Raw genomic sequence first — 14,595 nt, 5'->3', positions numbered from 1 at the left:
ACATATTAAAATTCCTTCACTTTTAGTGGTTTAGAAAAAAGGGAGGTTTGGAAATGATCGGAAAAGAAAAAATCGAATATCGGCAGTTTGCTATTCTTGTTCTTTTGTTTACCATCGGAACATCTATCATCATAGCACCGAATATGTTAGCTGCATATGCACAGCAAGATGCTTGGATTTCTGCACTTTTGGGATTAGGTGTCGGACTCTTCATTGTGTGGTGTTATTCGGTCATGGGGAGGTACTACAAGGAGCTGACATTGATAGAAGCAATCCATGCCTCATTTGGAAACTATCTTGGTTTTGTCATTGCTCTTATATTCTCTGGGTTTGCGCTAATTTTATCTAGTCTAGTACTCTCGAATATTGGTACCTTTGTTAGCACAAGATTATTAGTAGGTACTCCGCTTGATGCTATTGAGTATATTTTTGTTATTACAGTAGTAATCGCAGTTCGATTAGGGATTGAAACACTTGCAAGATCTAGTGAATTTATGATACCAATGTTTACGTTTTTATTTTTTATATTGACTTTTGCTGTTTTGCCTCAGATCGATTGGGATAATATCAAACCCTTCTTTGAACATGATATGAAACAAATTATGCAGTCTAGCTATGGATTTATTTCTTTCCCATTTGGAGAATTGCTGTTATTTCTTATGTTGACTCCATATATCGCCAAACAAAAGAATATAACAAGAGGTTATATGATAGGTGCCTTGATAGGTGGATTAGTTCTTTTTGTCATTACCTTGGTATCTATCTTAAGTTTAGGTGGACATGGAACTGCTATCCATACATATCCAGCTTTTGCTATAGCGAAAAAAATTGATATGGGTGGGGTAATACAGCGTATAGAAGTTATCATGGCAGGAATATGGATGTTTTCCATTTTCACAAAATTATCCCTATGTGTGTACGTAACAGCTTTGTGCTTGAAACAATTGTTTCGATTAAGGGATATGAATTGCCTTACACTGCCGATCGCTTTAATTCTCATTCCCCTTTCCCAGTGGTTAAGTCCTAATGCTACCGATTTTCAGACGCTCACTCAAAGAGGCATGATGTACTTTACATATGGGGTCATGCTCATCCCTTTCTTGACAACAGGCTTACTCTTTCTCAAAAGAAAATGGATGAAAAACAAGAATCAATCATAGGACCACATAAGGACTGAAAGGATGAGAATCATGCTAAAAAAAGAGCAGATTGGAGCTAGACAATTCTCAATTTTGGTCTTACTGTTTACGATCGGTACAGCTATTATTATCAGTCCACATTTGACAACAACATATGCAAAACAAGATGGGTGGATTTCAGCGATTTTGGGGACAGTGATGGGGATATCACTAGTATGGGTTTACAGTAGTTTAGGGAAATACTTCATGGAGAAAACATTGGTAGAATTAATCCAAGTTACATTAGGCAAATGGATTGGATCGGTTTTTTCTTTAAGTTTTGTAGCCTTTCTGATTGTTTTAGCTAGTTTGGTATTAATGAACATAGGTCACTTTATTAGCAGTTGGATATTAGTAAGAACACCCGTTATTGCGATTGAATTTATGTTTGTAGGATTAGCTATTATAGGAACTCGATTAGGGCTAGAAGTATTGGCAAGGGCTACAGAAGTTTTGCTGCCATTTTTTATGGTTCTATTTATCGTTTTTACACTTGGTCTACTCCCTCAAATAGATTTTGATAATGTAAAGCCAGTATTAGAAAACGGGTTTATTCCGATATGGAAGTCTAGTGTCGGATTTACTATTTTTACGTTTGGTGAACTTGTCGTATTTCTTATGATACTCCCTTATGTTACAAAATCATTCAAATCTCCATTTCAAAAAATGAGACAAAGCTTTTTATCAGGTGCACTATTTGGGAGTATTATTATTTTCATTCTCGTTCTTTTGTCTCTTTTGGTACTAGGTCCGAAAGCATCAGAATTCAATACATATCCTGCATATACATTAGCAACGAAAATTGATTTAGCAGGCTTCTTTCAACGTATTGAAGTCATCATGGCAGGTATTTGGTTTATTTCTATTTTTGTGAAATTCACGACTCTCCTTCTCACAGCCTCTACAGGTTTGGGACAGATATTTATGTGGAAGGAACATAAATTTACGATCATACCAATTGGTATGTTAACTGTCCCTTTATCTTTATGGTTATCTCCTAATGTAGCGATCTATTATACAACTGTAGCGTATTGGATGGGAATATTTACAGTGATATTTATGTTATTACCTATTCTGATTGTTGCTATTGCATGGGTGCGTATGCGATTTTTAAATTCAAAAGGAAATTAGGCAAGAGAGGATTCTTCTATATGAGCACGTTTTTGAAACCGATGGAGCCAGTATTATCAAAAGAATTACTTCTCAAATCAGATTGCGTGTATCAAGTAAAATGGGATGGTATTCGTATATTAGCAAAGATCGACAAAGGAAGTGTTTTATTACATACGAGACATGGAAATTTACGAACATCCATCTATCCAGAGATCACAGCTTTATTAGAAGCGCAGTATGCAAATCAGACTTTGTACTTAGATGGGGAAATGATATCGTTACATAAAGGGAAACCAGATTTTTTTCGAGTAGTAAAGCGTGATCGTATGAAAACTGCCAGTAAAATTCAACAATTCATTTCTAAAATCCCAGTTAGTTATATTGTGTTTGACGTACTGAAACTCGATGAATGGATAACAAGCAAATCACTTCTTACCCGCCTGTCTCTGTTGCAAGATCTCATACAACCCTCGGAAAAACTCCAATTATGTCCAACATCAGAAGATGGAAAAACTCTTTTCCAATACACCCTTGATCATGGATGGGAAGGGATTGTAGTAAAAGAAAAAAATGGGCTATACCATATTGGGGAGAAACATCCCACTTGGAAAAAAATAAAACATTTTCAATTTATCACTGCAAGTCTTCTAGGTGTAACACTGAAATCAGGCAGTGTGTATTCATTAATTCTAGGAGTTAAAGAAGACGACAGTTGGAAATATATTGGGAGGGTATCATCTGGATTAAGTACAGAAGAAAAGCGCATTCTTACTGCATATAGTAGTTCTCTTGCCATCTCTACTCCAATGGCAAAAATCCCACCTTTTCGTGAAGAAGAGATACGTTGGTTTTCGCCTATTATGCAAGCCAAAATACGTTTTTTAGAATGGACACCAGATGGGACATTACGAAACCCTGTAATTGAAAGTTTCCAAAAGTAAAAGCACCTACATGGGTGCTTTTACTTAATGAAAATTGCGACGATGTGGAAAAAAGATAAAGTGTAATGGATGGAAGACATTATGACAATGATAAGGATATTGAGCATGTTGGTAAGGATATGGATAACGAGTGTGCTGATAATGGTGGAAAGGAGCTTTTGAACTTCCTTCTTGAAAGTCATCAATCACAACATCAGTATCTAATTCATTTTCAATTTCATCCCATAATGCATCATAATCTAGATTTTTGTTAAACATGTGATCTCCTCCTTGGTCATTTGTCTTAACAGCAGTTTATGTGATAAATAACTATTTGCTCATCGAAAGTTGGTATTTAGGCGAAATGTATGTTCGGATAGATAATGAGGAAGTTAAAATCTCAAATCCAGAAAAACTTCTCTTTCCTAGTATTACGAAATGGGACTATATTCAGTATTTAGGAAAGCTGAGTCCTTTTCTTTTGCCTTATTGTAAAAATCGATTTTTGACAACTATTCGATTTCCAGATGGAGTTTCAGGAGATTCTTTTTATCAAAAAAATGTCCCCTCTTCAAAACCTCCATTTGTGGCTACAAAAAAAGAGGAGAGTACTGAATATGTATTGCTTCAAAATGTACCAACGTTAATATGGTTAGGTAATTTGGCGTGTCTGGAATTTCACACTTCTTTCCATACATATCAAGGTAGGAATGTACCTACAGAATTGGTTTTTGATCTAGACCCGACAGATTCTCCATTTGAACAGGTTATCGAAGTTGCTTTGCTTACAAGAAATGTAATCTTGGAAATGGGATTGGACGGGATTGTAAAAACGTCTGGTGCAAGTGGTCTTCAAATATATGTGCCATTAGAACCAATCCATACATTTGAAGAAACTCGAAAAATAAGCCATTTTATTGCTAGTTATTTGACTGAAAAAAACCCTAAATTGATTACGATTGAAAGAAGAGTAAAGGACAGAGGAACCAAAGTTTATTTCGATTATTTACAGCATTGGCGAGGAAAGACTTTAATTGCTCCCTATTCACCTAGATCTACATCTGCTGCAACTGTGTCAACTCCTCTGGAGTGGAAAGAATTAGAGACTAGCATCCTTCCTACGGATTTTACTCTTTTTAATATAGAAGAGCGACTTAAGCAAAAAGGGGATCTTTTTGGTGCAGTTTACAATAAACACAAGTATAACTTATCCAACTTGCTACAATTTGTTCAAAATCATCTTTAAAAATCCAAAATATCTTTTTTTTTGATGCTTCTTTTATGATACATTATTCTGGTCATACTAAATGAAACATAAGGAGAGATAATGAAAAAAATGAAAAAAGGGTTTCTCCCACACTTGCCCTTTCTTTTTTTATTTTTTAGTATGCTGTTTATAGATCAATATATTTATATGTATGGTGATGATTATCGCTATGCAACCTATTTTAGTTTGTTTCCGCATTTCAAGGGCGATCAATTTACTATCTCACAGGCGATTCAGAATCAAATTTACGATTATACTCATGTGAATGGTAGATTTTTTATAAATATATTTTCTATATTCATGCTCGTTTCCGGTATAGAGGTGTGGAGATGGTTAAATCCGCTTGTGATCGTGTTTTTGGCTTATCTCATTTTTTACGCCGTTTTTGTGAGGTTACCTAAAAAGGGAGACCATATAGCAGGAACACTAGTGGTTTCGCTTTTTTTCTTGATTCATTTGTACATAGCACGTCAAACCATCTTTTATGCAATTGGCTCCTTCAATTATGTGTATCCAATGGTTGGTTTGTTTTTATTAGTCGCTTATTTTCGTCGAATAGATATTGGAAAACCAATCCAAAACAAATGGGCAACGACCAGTTTTTTATTGCTCGCTTTCTTAGTAGGATGGTCTCAAGAACAGATTGCTTTGTTGACTATTGGGTTTCTTGCTTTTTGGATTGGAAAAGAAATTCGAATACAAAAAAAAGTAAACTTGTTACCACTTGCATTTTTTATAACTGCCATAATCGGGTTTTTATGTCTGTATCTTTCGCCAGGTGCTAATGCGAGGGCTGCATCGAAAGCGTTGATAGACTACAATAATTTGTCTTTGATTGGGAAATTAAAGATAACATTTCCTGCGATGGTGGACTTCTTTATTCATCAACAAGCAATTTTTACGGTTCTCGTTATTGTCTTTCTTGTGATTGTTTGTTACTCCATAAAGCAAAAATCGTTCTTTTTACTTGGAACTCCAATTGTTTTATTGCCTTATATCTTTTCCATTACTATGTTTGGCCAGTCCAAAATATTTGAAAAATGGTTTGAAAACAAACTATACTTGTGTTTATATGGAGCTCTCTTATTAGGGTTGATTGCTGCAATGGCTTTATATCTTGCAATAAAGTTGAAAAATTATTTGTATCTCGTTTTTCCTCTTGGTTTTATTTTGATAAATATTGCTACTACTTTTACTCCTTCTATGACGGGTGGGAGAGTCGCTTTTCCTGCAATACCGTTAGCAATGGTAAGTATTTTACTTTTGTTCCATAGTATCCGAAATATTGGGATACAAAAACAGATAGCTGTCATAATCGCGTCTTGTGCTGTTTTTAACTTTTACTATCTAGAAAAAGAGTATAGTGCAAATGCAAAGATCCATGAACAACGTCTAGAAATAGTGAACCAACATGGTAAAATCACCAAAGGTACCCTTGTGTTGCCACGACTCAAAAATCGTAGTGCAGCAGGGTATGAGCTAGATGATCAAGAATATGTGATGCGAGGGTTTAAAGATTATTACGGTATAAACGAGAATGTGATCATTCTCTTGAAATAATGGAGGCAAGAAATGAAAACGGCTTATACAAATGCGCTTATCCTAACCATGCTACAAGACTATTCTCCTTTTATTGGAACACTCGTTGTGGAAAATGAAGTTATTTTAGGGGTATATGAAGGAACAGCATTACCCATAACGGTTGATCAGAAAATAGATATGAGCAATAAAGCTCTTTTACCAGGATTTATCAATACACATGGGCATACTTCTATGAGCTTATTGCGAGGTTACGCAGATGATTTACCCTTACAAGAATGGCTGGAGGAAAAAATGTGGCCTTTAGAGGGGAAATATAGACGAGAACAAATAATTGCAGGTACATCATTATCAATAGCAGAAATGATTCGTTCAGGTACTACTTGTTTTCTAGACATGTATGATTACATGGACACAGTAGCTGAATTAGTGGAAGAGACAGGTTTACGTGCATCGTTGTGCCGTGGATGTATTGGATTTGGTGATGATTCGCTCCGATCCCGTAAGTTAAAAGAAGCTACTGATTTTGCAAAAAACTGGAATGGAGCAGCAGGTGGACGAATTACTACGATGATGTCTCCACATGCTCCTTATACTTGCACACCAGAATATATTTCCCAGTTTATTGAAAAAGCGCAGGATTTAAGGTTGCCTATTCATACACACATGTCGGAAACAGCAAGGGAAGTAGCACAAAATGTTGAAGCTTATGGGAAAAGACCGGTAGCTCATTTGGATTCGCTCGGTTTTTTTGATATTCCTTCTTTGGTAGCACATGCCGTACATCTCACAGACGATGAAATTGCTTTGCTTGGAGCAAAAAATGTCAAAGTATCTCACAATCCTGGTAGTAATTTAAAATTAGGAAGTGGAGTAGCACCCATTTCCAAAATGATAGATGCTGGTATACGCCCTTCTTTAGGTACGGATAGTTCTGCGAGTAACAATAACTTAGATTTATTAGAGGAAATTCAATTAGCTGCTCTCATTCATAAAGGAGTCACGCAAGACCCACAAGCAGTTCCAGCAAAAATTGCACTTCAAATGGGGACGATATATGGTGCTGAGGCATTGTTTTTAGATCAAGATACAGGAACCATTCAGAATGGCAAAAAGGCAGATTTTATTACGATTGATTTAACAGGAACTCATATGCAACCAACTCATGATATTGTTTCTCATATTGTTTATTCTGCATCTCGAAACGATGTCGTTGATGTATATGTGGATGGAAAAGCGTTAATGGTAAATCGCGAACTTACTACGATCGATGAAGAAAAAGTTAGTTATGAAGCAAACCGATCCTTTCAAGAACTCGCACAAAGATAAAACCTGCCATGAAATGGCAGGCAATAAAAAAGAAGCGAAGGAATAGGTAGAAGTTTTTTTGTAAAACTAAGACTAACTAAAACTATGTTTGAACATCGATATCCAGACGAAACCGTAATGGTGGATCTTCTTCATTCCAATCACGATATCGGGCTGCGGGGGTTGCCCATGACTCCGTGTGGATGAATGATTCCACCTGTTTTAGTTGTACTTCAGATAGATGAGTCTCCAGCAACTCGTACAACCAACAAGAAGACATGTATTACCCTCCCTTGCGGTGTATCATTAGTATCACCTTGCGGGATGAAGGTATGTCTTACACATTTTAGAAAGACCGTACTTACGGTCTTTTTTTGTGTTTCCAATCATTCCTTCCTACGGAGATATATAACATATGATATACTAACTAGTGTATTTTTTGATATATTTGATGGATGGAGGAAGTGACGATCATGACAAAACAAGTAAAAACAATAATAGTTAGTTTGGTTGTCACGCTGATTGTACTGTTTGGAGGTTACAAAGGATATCAATATTTTAAAATAGATAAACCTATAAAAGATGTGTTCTTAACGCAACAAAAAAATATCTCTATTTCTAAAATAAAATTCAATCCTAGTAGCGTTCAAATACAATTAAATGTCAAACCAACTTATTCCTATATAGATGAATTTCCCTCTTTGACAAAACAATTAAATGAAATACTGGGTGAAGGTAAGTGGAGTATCACTTTCACCAATACTCAAACACCAACCATAAAACAAGCATGGAAAGAGATAGTCTTTGGTTTGAAAGAAGGCATATATACTGGTAGGTATACTCTCATACAATCAGTGACGAAGCATATCGCTAATAAGTATCATCTTTCCTATGATGTATATATGGATGATCAATATGTATATCTTATGTTGCGCGACGGAAATAAATCCTGGTATCAGATTTTACCAATGAAGGAGGTGAAGTAGGATGATATTGCCTATTGTCGGAGTAGGATTAGGTTTATTTCTCTTTTTCCTTTATCTTGGAGTTCCCGTCTTGCCCATGCTTGTAATAGTTGGTATTGTGGTTGCTGTCTGGTATTTTTCCGGCAGTAATCTGAAAGCTGGATCTCAATGGAAAAATGGGTCTTCTCATGATCAACGAAATGCAATCCCAAACATCCGCTTCACAGACATTGGTGGTCAAACGAGAGCAAAAAAAGAATTAATGGAAGCATTGGATTTCTTAATCGAACAAGAAAAAATGAATGAATATGGTATTCGCCCTTTGAAAGGGATATTGTTAACAGGTCCTCCAGGTACAGGTAAAACGCTTATGGCAAAAGCATCAGCACATTATTCGAATGCTGTTTTTCTCACAGCTTCTGGTAGTGAATTTGTGGAAATGTATGTTGGAGTTGGTGCGAATCGTGTTCGTCAACTTTTTGAGCGGGCTAGAAAGACAGCAAAAAAACAAAAGAAAAACAGAGCTGTAATCTTTATCGATGAGATCGACGTTATAGGTGCAAAAAGAGAAGGATCTCAACATAAAGAATACGACCAAACTTTGAATCAGCTCTTAACAGAAATGGATGGAATAAAGAAAAGCGAGATACCTATCTTTGTTATTGCGGCTACTAACAGGAAAGATTTGTTAGATGCTGCATTAACAAGACCAGGTCGTTTTGATCGACATATCGCTGTTGATTTGCCTGATAAAAATGGTCGAGCTCATATTTTATCTTTACACACGAAGGGAAAACCGATTCATGAAGAAGTGGATTTAGATAAAGTTGCGAATGAAACATTTGGTTTTTCAGGAGCAAGTTTAGAAAGCTTAGTAAATGAAGCTGCAATTTACGCAATGAGGGATGAGTCAGTGTATATCGAATCCAAACACTTTTCCCAAGCTGTGGATAAAGTTTTGATGGGCGAACAAACAGACAGAACTACAACATTAGAGGATAAGACAAGGGTGGCAGTTCATGAATTAGGTCATGCGTTAATAGCAGAGTTATTAGAGCCTAATTCTGTTGCTCAAGTTGTTCTTACACCGAGAGGACAAGCATTGGGTTATGTGCGTCATCATCCCAAAAATGACCGTTATTTACACACCAAAGAACAACTTGAAAATCAGATCATGATATGTTTAGCTGGTACTGCAGCGGAAGAAACTTGGTTTCAAAATAGATCAACTGGAGCAAAGAATGACTATGAACAAGCGATTCGATTATGCAAAACAATGATCGAAACAGGATTATCTTCTTTGGGAATTATCGATACCACTCTGGTTGTCCCAGATGAACTTTCAAAAGAAATCGCCCATATTTTAGATGCTTTATATCAGCAAACATTTTGTTTAACCAAGAAACACCATTCATTTTTTGCAGACTGCTTGAACATCCTTCTAATAGAAGAAAGATTGGACGGGGATCAATTCCGCAGCCTTTTAGCACAAGAATTGGCAAGTTAGAAAGGGAGTAGTATGTGGTGGATGAAATACAGCACATTGCCGTAATCGGTGGAGGTACCATGGGTCAAGGAATCGCTGAATTATGTGCTTCTAAAGGTTATGATGTTTTACTATTGGAGAAGACAGATGAATTGGCTCAATATGCAAAAGGGAAAATCGAACTCAGTTTAGATAAAAAGTTATCCAAATGGGGCATAACAAACGCGGAGAAAAAAATGACGTTATCCCGAATTATTTTTTCCTCACAAATGGATCTTCTTGGTGAGGCTGATTTTGTCATTGAGTCAGTTGTGGAAGATATGGATACAAAAAAAATGATTTTTCAATTATGCGATGAAGTATGTCAGAAGGATGTGCTATTAGCCAGTAATACATCTACTCTCAGTTTGACAGAAATAGCAGCAGCTACACAGCGTCCAGATAAGGTTGTCGGTCTTCATTTTGTTTACCCTGTTACCAAAAGACCGCTTGTAGAGGTTGTTCGCGGCTTAAAAACTTCTGAAGAAAGCGTAACACAGTTGAGAACACTTCTTACATCTTTGCAATTAACCGGTGTAGAGGTTTTTGAATCTCCTGGGTTTGTTACAACAAGGATGATTGTGCTGTTTATAAATGAAGCTTGTAATATACTGATGGAAGGCGTAGCAGAGGCTTCAGAAATCGATTTTGCGATGCGAAATGGATATCATTTTGCTTATGGTCCATTTGAAATGGCTGATCGGTTTGGATTAAACTCTGTTCTCGCAGCATTAGAACGTCTTTATCGAGAATTTGGAGACGCAAAATTTCGCCCAGCACCATTATTGAAAAAAATGGTGCGCGCTGGGCATCTGGGGATAAAGACTGGAGAAGGTTTTTTCCAATATGATAAAGATGGCAATCGATTATTAGAAAAAAGGGGAGAATAACCCCTTTTTTTATTATCTAGCCTTTTTTTAAAGTCGAAAAAAGAGTAGAATGTCATTCGTATGCTTATGATAAAACATATGGCGTAAGCATAGGAAACGGAGCGGAGTAAGGTGAAAATTTTAGTTATTAATTGTGGAAGCTCTTCTATAAAATATGAGCTGTTTCAAATGGAAGACGAAATGGTTATTGCAAAAGGTTTAGTGGAAAAAATCGGAACAGAAAGTGCTATTGTCACTTATCAAGTGACTGGAAAAGAAGAAAGAATGGAAACTGCTGAGATTCTCGATCATCGAGAGGGTTTAAATTTGGTTCTCCGGCTTCTGATGGATGAAAAAGAGGGTGTCATCAAGAGTAAAAATGAAGTAACTGCAGTTGGACATCGTGTTGTCCACGGTGGAGAGTATTTCTCCAAATCTGCCATTATTACAAGTGAAGTACGTCAAGCTATTCGCAAAACGATTGACTTAGCTCCGTTACATAATCCTCCAAATTTACTTGGAATATCTGCAGCAGAGCAACAGTTGCCAGACGCAACTCATGTCGCTGTATTTGATACAGCTTTTCATCAAACCATGCCTAAGCGTTCTTTTCTTTATCCACTGCCATATGTTTTGTATACACGTCATAAAATACGCCGCTATGGTTTTCATGGAACTTCTCATAAATATGTCTCGGAAAAAGCCGCTGCATTTGTTGGGAAACCCTTATCTGATTTAAAAGTTATTTCAGCCCATATTGGAAATGGAGCTAGTGTAACGGCTATTGAAAATGGTATTTCTACTGATACTAGCATGGGAATGACTCCTCTGGAAGGATTGATGATGGGAACTCGCTGCGGGGATATAGATCCAGCGATTGTCCCTTATGTCATTGCAAAAGAGGATCTGACTCTAAGCGAGATACAGTCTATGATGAACAAACATAGTGGATTACTAGGTGTTACTGGTATGTCAAGCGATATGAGAGAAGTAACAGAAGCAATGGAAGAAGGAAATGAACAAGCTAAGCTAGCAATTCAGATGTATTTATACAAGTTGCGAAAAACTATTGGAGCGTATATAGCAGCGATGAATGGAATAGATATTTTACTGTTTACAGCAGGTGTTGGAGAAAATTCAACTTATGTAAGGCAAGAAGTTTGTAATAACTTAAGTTTTTTTGGAATTGAAATAGACACGACGCAAAATAATATTCGGTCAAAAGAAGTAAGAGAGATCAGTACACCAAACTCCAAAGTAAAAGTATTAGTTGTTCCCACCAACGAGGAGCTAATGATCGCCAGAGAAGCAAAACAACTAGTCGACCAATCATAATGGTGGTATCATTAGATACAATGGTACTAACAAGAAAATGGGGGATAGGCAGAAAATGATTAAACTTTCTGATCGTGTAAAACAATTATCACCATCACCAACACTTCAAATAACAGCAACTGCTAATGCTTTGAAACAACAAGGTCATAATGTAGTAGGGTTAGGTGCTGGTGAACCAGATTTTAATACACCAAAACATATTATAGATGCTGCAAAAGAAGCAATGGACAAAGGATTTACAAAATACACTGCCTCAGGTGGTATCAAAGAGCTAAAAGAAGCTGTTATTGATAAATTTGCAAACGAAAATGGTCTAACCTATTCACCCAAAGAAGTTATGGTTACGGTGGGAGGAAAAGAAGGTTTATACACTCTGTTTCAAGTTATTTTAAATGAAGGTGACGAAGTAATTGTTCCAGCGCCATACTGGGTTAGTTATATGGAACAAGTAAAGCTTGCAGGTGGTAAACCTGTTATTGTAAATGGCCTTGAAGAGAATGACTTAAAAATTACTGCTGAACAGTTAGAAGCGGCAATTACAGATAAAACCAAAGCAATTATTATAAATTCTCCATCTAATCCTACTGGCATGATCTATAGCGAACAAGAGCTTCGCGAAATTGGTAAAGTAGCAGTAAAATACGAGTTGGTAATTATCTCTGATGAAATATACGAACATTTGATTTATGACGGAAAATCACACGTTAGTATTGCAAGTCTTGAGGAAGACTTCTTTAATCGAACCGTTATTATTACAGGTGTTTCCAAAACTTATGCGATGACAGGCTGGAGAATAGGTTATGCAGCAGGGCCACAAGCAATTATTCAGGCAATGACAGATTTACAAAGTCATAGTACATCCAATCCCACTTCCGTTGCTCAATATGCAGCTATTGCTGCCATCACAGGGACACAAGAACCAGTGACCATGATGAGAGCAGCATTTAAGGAAAGAAGAGATTATGTACTAAGTAGAATCGAAAAGATTGCTGGTTTTCGCTGTATTACACCACCAGGTGCTTTTTATGCGTTTATCCATGTCGCAGATGCCTTAGGAAATCACAAAACCGTTGATGAATGGTCTACTGCGTTATTAAAAGATGAATTAGTGGCAGTAGTCCCAGGATCTGCGTTTGGGGCTGACGACTATATTCGTATTTCTTACGCAACTTCTATGGATAATTTAAAAGAAGCATTTGATCGTATCGAACATTTTGTTCAAGTTTCTACTTCACTTGTTTCCAAATAGAATATCCAATAGAAAGACAAACCGGCTCTTCAAAGGGTCGGTTTGTCTGTATTTTTAATCCTTACTTTTATGGTGGGTTATTCTCTTTTAGCAAAAATATTCATGCTCCTAGTCAGAGAAAAATCATAGCAAGAAAGACATAATAAATGAGTAGTTGCTTGTAACTCATCCGACTAAAAAGTACAACTATCTGCCTTTACTGATCAATATCAACGTTAGGAGTTTATAGAAATGGCTTGGATATATCTTATCATTGCAGGATTATTTGAGATGGGTTGGGCAATTGGACTGAAATATACGCAAAGTTTTACAAAACTAGTCCCTAGTATTTTTACCATTATTTGCATGATAATAAGTTTGTACCTTCTCTCCTTGTCCCTTAAAACTCTTCCCATTGGCACTGCTTATACTATTTGGACGGGAATTGGTGCTATTGGTACTGTACTTTTTGGTATGCTATTTTTAGGTGAATCACGAGAATGGATTCGTATTGTTTTTATTTTATTCATTGTAGTGGGGGTTGTTGGATTAAAAGTAGTTTCTGGTGGAGACCCCCATTAAAAGTTTTGCTTCTTTAGCATTAGTATCCGTCAATTGATAAATTCTTCTTTTCTTAAGTAGGACAAAAGCTTTTCGCTTCACTAAACCAAGTCAACTTATATATGGATACGATCACGATATATGAATTTACAATGTTGAGTCTGTTTTCTTGGCGGTCCCCACGTTTTTAACAATGTTGAGAAGTGGTCTTAAAGAATCTAATGAGACCACTTTCTCAAATTAAGATGATATTCTTCTAGTGAATTTATGTTATTATCCTTAAGATGAGAAGGAAAAAGACTGTAAATTAAATTTGTGAAATTTCAAATATCAAGAAATAGAACAAAAGAAAGGGGAGCACTAACATAGAAACCGTATCAAGTGTAGATAAATTGGAATCTATAAAATCTTTTCAATCGACAATCCGTAAACTCGAAAATGCCTTGTCCCAGATGACTCAGAAAGGTGCAAATACTACCTTAGTAAAAAAACGGCTCAAAGCTGTTTACATCGGCTTAGCCATATTAGAAAACGTTTGGAATCAAAAACCTCATCCTTATACTCAAGAAGATTTAGCGGAAGCTCGCAATGTTCTAACTGGTTTATTTCCGTCAATTGAGAACATGTATGCTAAGTCAAAAGCAGGTAGTCCCCAAAGAACGCTTTTAGCAAGAAGAATTAAATCATTGAAACTTGCTGTTCAAGCTATTGACGATCTATCCAACGAATAATTTATCTAATTAAATAAAATGTTAAGTGACTTTTGTTGTAGATGATCTAAGTTATA

General features: G+C 36.3%; 15 protein-coding genes. 13 read left to right on the top strand and 2 right to left on the bottom strand.

The annotated features are described in order from the left end of the window. Positions 1-53: 53 nt before the first annotated feature. From GSM42_RS01825 to GSM42_RS01815, 3 genes are read left to right on the top strand one after another with little or no spacing between them, the layout of a single operon-like run. A complete protein-coding gene (locus tag GSM42_RS01825) occupies positions 54-1,160 on the top strand; it encodes a GerAB/ArcD/ProY family transporter (protein WP_160799527.1) in 1,107 nt (368 codons plus the stop codon). A 30-nt stretch (positions 1,161-1,190) separates the two neighbouring features. Beyond that, complete coding sequence (locus GSM42_RS01820) at positions 1,191-2,309, top strand: GerAB/ArcD/ProY family transporter (protein WP_160799526.1); 1,119 nt, start codon at positions 1,191-1,193, stop codon at positions 2,307-2,309. A 20-nt stretch (positions 2,310-2,329) separates the two neighbouring features. After that, positions 2,330-3,232 carry an ATP-dependent DNA ligase gene (locus GSM42_RS01815; RefSeq protein WP_160799525.1) on the top strand — a complete coding sequence of 301 codons (903 nt, stop codon included), beginning with the start codon at positions 2,330-2,332 and terminating at the stop codon, positions 3,230-3,232. Between the two features lie 24 nt (positions 3,233-3,256). On the opposite strand, the gene GSM42_RS01810 is transcribed toward GSM42_RS01815, so the two are convergent. After that, positions 3,257-3,490, bottom strand: a complete 234-nt coding sequence (locus GSM42_RS01810; protein WP_160799524.1) for a hypothetical protein — start codon at positions 3,488-3,490, stop codon at positions 3,257-3,259. Positions 3,491-3,530: 40 nt separating this feature from the next. Here GSM42_RS01810 and ligD point away from each other — a divergent pair, with 40 nt between their 5' ends. From ligD to GSM42_RS01795, 3 genes are all read left to right on the top strand, one after another. After that, complete coding sequence (gene ligD / locus GSM42_RS01805; protein WP_338055196.1) at positions 3,531-4,457, top strand: non-homologous end-joining DNA ligase; 927 nt, start codon at positions 3,531-3,533, stop codon at positions 4,455-4,457. Positions 4,458-4,538: 81 nt separating this feature from the next. Continuing rightward, positions 4,539-6,038 (top strand): DUF6056 family protein, encoded by a 1,500-nt coding sequence (locus tag GSM42_RS01800; protein ID WP_160799523.1) that lies wholly within the window; start codon positions 4,539-4,541, stop codon positions 6,036-6,038. Positions 6,039-6,050: 12 nt separating this feature from the next. Then, positions 6,051-7,346: an amidohydrolase gene (locus tag GSM42_RS01795; RefSeq protein WP_160799522.1), complete on the top strand. Its 1,296-nt coding sequence runs from the start codon at positions 6,051-6,053 to the stop codon at positions 7,344-7,346. Positions 7,347-7,428: 82 nt separating this feature from the next. Here GSM42_RS01795 and GSM42_RS01790 read toward each other — a convergent pair whose 3' ends face one another. Continuing rightward, positions 7,429-7,605 (bottom strand): hypothetical protein, encoded by a 177-nt coding sequence (locus tag GSM42_RS01790; RefSeq protein ID WP_160799521.1) that lies wholly within the window; start codon positions 7,603-7,605, stop codon positions 7,429-7,431. Between the two features lie 193 nt (positions 7,606-7,798). Between GSM42_RS01790 and GSM42_RS01785 the strand changes: the two genes are divergently transcribed. The 7 genes from GSM42_RS01785 to GSM42_RS01755 all read left to right on the top strand — a co-directional run bounded on the left by GSM42_RS01785 (position 7,799) and on the right by GSM42_RS01755 (position 14,539). Beyond that, entirely contained in the window at positions 7,799-8,311 is a 513-nt protein-coding gene (locus GSM42_RS01785; protein WP_160799520.1) for a hypothetical protein, read from the top strand. Between the two features lies 1 nt (position 8,312). Continuing rightward, positions 8,313-9,797 (top strand): AAA family ATPase, encoded by a 1,485-nt coding sequence (locus GSM42_RS01780; RefSeq protein WP_160799519.1) that lies wholly within the window; start codon positions 8,313-8,315, stop codon positions 9,795-9,797. A gap of 17 nt (positions 9,798-9,814) precedes the next feature. After that, positions 9,815-10,705: a 3-hydroxyacyl-CoA dehydrogenase family protein gene (locus GSM42_RS01775; RefSeq protein ID WP_338055195.1), complete on the top strand. Its 891-nt coding sequence runs from the start codon at positions 9,815-9,817 to the stop codon at positions 10,703-10,705. Positions 10,706-10,816: 111 nt separating this feature from the next. After that, positions 10,817-12,019 carry an acetate/propionate family kinase gene (locus tag GSM42_RS01770; protein ID WP_160799518.1) on the top strand — a complete coding sequence of 401 codons (1,203 nt, stop codon included), beginning with the start codon at positions 10,817-10,819 and terminating at the stop codon, positions 12,017-12,019. A gap of 58 nt (positions 12,020-12,077) precedes the next feature. Next, positions 12,078-13,268, top strand: a complete 1,191-nt coding sequence (locus tag GSM42_RS01765) for an aminotransferase class I/II-fold pyridoxal phosphate-dependent enzyme (protein ID WP_160799695.1) — start codon at positions 12,078-12,080, stop codon at positions 13,266-13,268. 231 nt (positions 13,269-13,499) lie between these two features. Next, positions 13,500-13,829 (top strand): DMT family transporter, encoded by a 330-nt coding sequence (locus tag GSM42_RS01760; protein ID WP_160799517.1) that lies wholly within the window; start codon positions 13,500-13,502, stop codon positions 13,827-13,829. Between the two features lie 344 nt (positions 13,830-14,173). Then, positions 14,174-14,539, top strand: coding sequence for a hypothetical protein (locus GSM42_RS01755; protein WP_160799693.1), 366 nt, complete (start codon positions 14,174-14,176; stop codon positions 14,537-14,539). The last annotated feature ends 56 nt before the right edge of the window (positions 14,540-14,595 follow it).

The sequence above is a fragment of the Shimazuella alba genome, assembly GCF_009831235.1.
Classification (GTDB): Bacteria; Bacillota; Bacilli; order Thermoactinomycetales; family Thermoactinomycetaceae; genus Shimazuella; species Shimazuella alba.
Note: the sequence above shows the minus strand (reverse complement) of the source record. Positions and strands in the feature narration are given on the sequence as shown.

Bases quoted from the DNA above. Each gene is read 5' to 3' on its own strand.
- GSM42_RS01815 (WP_160799525.1), top strand. From the start codon at position 2,330: ATGAGCACGTTTTTGAAACCGATGGAGCCAGTATTATCAAAAGAATTA.
- GSM42_RS01760 (WP_160799517.1), top strand. From the start codon at position 13,500: ATGGCTTGGATATATCTTATCATTGCAGGATTATTTGAGATGGGTTGG.
- GSM42_RS01825 (WP_160799527.1), top strand. From the start codon at position 54: ATGATCGGAAAAGAAAAAATCGAATATCGGCAGTTTGCTATTCTTGTT.
- GSM42_RS01810 (WP_160799524.1), bottom strand. From the start codon at position 3,490: ATGTTTAACAAAAATCTAGATTATGATGCATTATGGGATGAAATTGAA.
- GSM42_RS01785 (WP_160799520.1), top strand. From the start codon at position 7,799: ATGACAAAACAAGTAAAAACAATAATAGTTAGTTTGGTTGTCACGCTG.
- GSM42_RS01800 (WP_160799523.1), top strand. From the start codon at position 4,539: ATGAAAAAAATGAAAAAAGGGTTTCTCCCACACTTGCCCTTTCTTTTT.
- GSM42_RS01790 (WP_160799521.1), bottom strand. From the start codon at position 7,605: ATGTCTTCTTGTTGGTTGTACGAGTTGCTGGAGACTCATCTATCTGAA.
- GSM42_RS01780 (WP_160799519.1), top strand. From the start codon at position 8,313: ATGATATTGCCTATTGTCGGAGTAGGATTAGGTTTATTTCTCTTTTTC.
- GSM42_RS01820 (WP_160799526.1), top strand. From the start codon at position 1,191: ATGCTAAAAAAAGAGCAGATTGGAGCTAGACAATTCTCAATTTTGGTC.
- GSM42_RS01795 (WP_160799522.1), top strand. From the start codon at position 6,051: ATGAAAACGGCTTATACAAATGCGCTTATCCTAACCATGCTACAAGAC.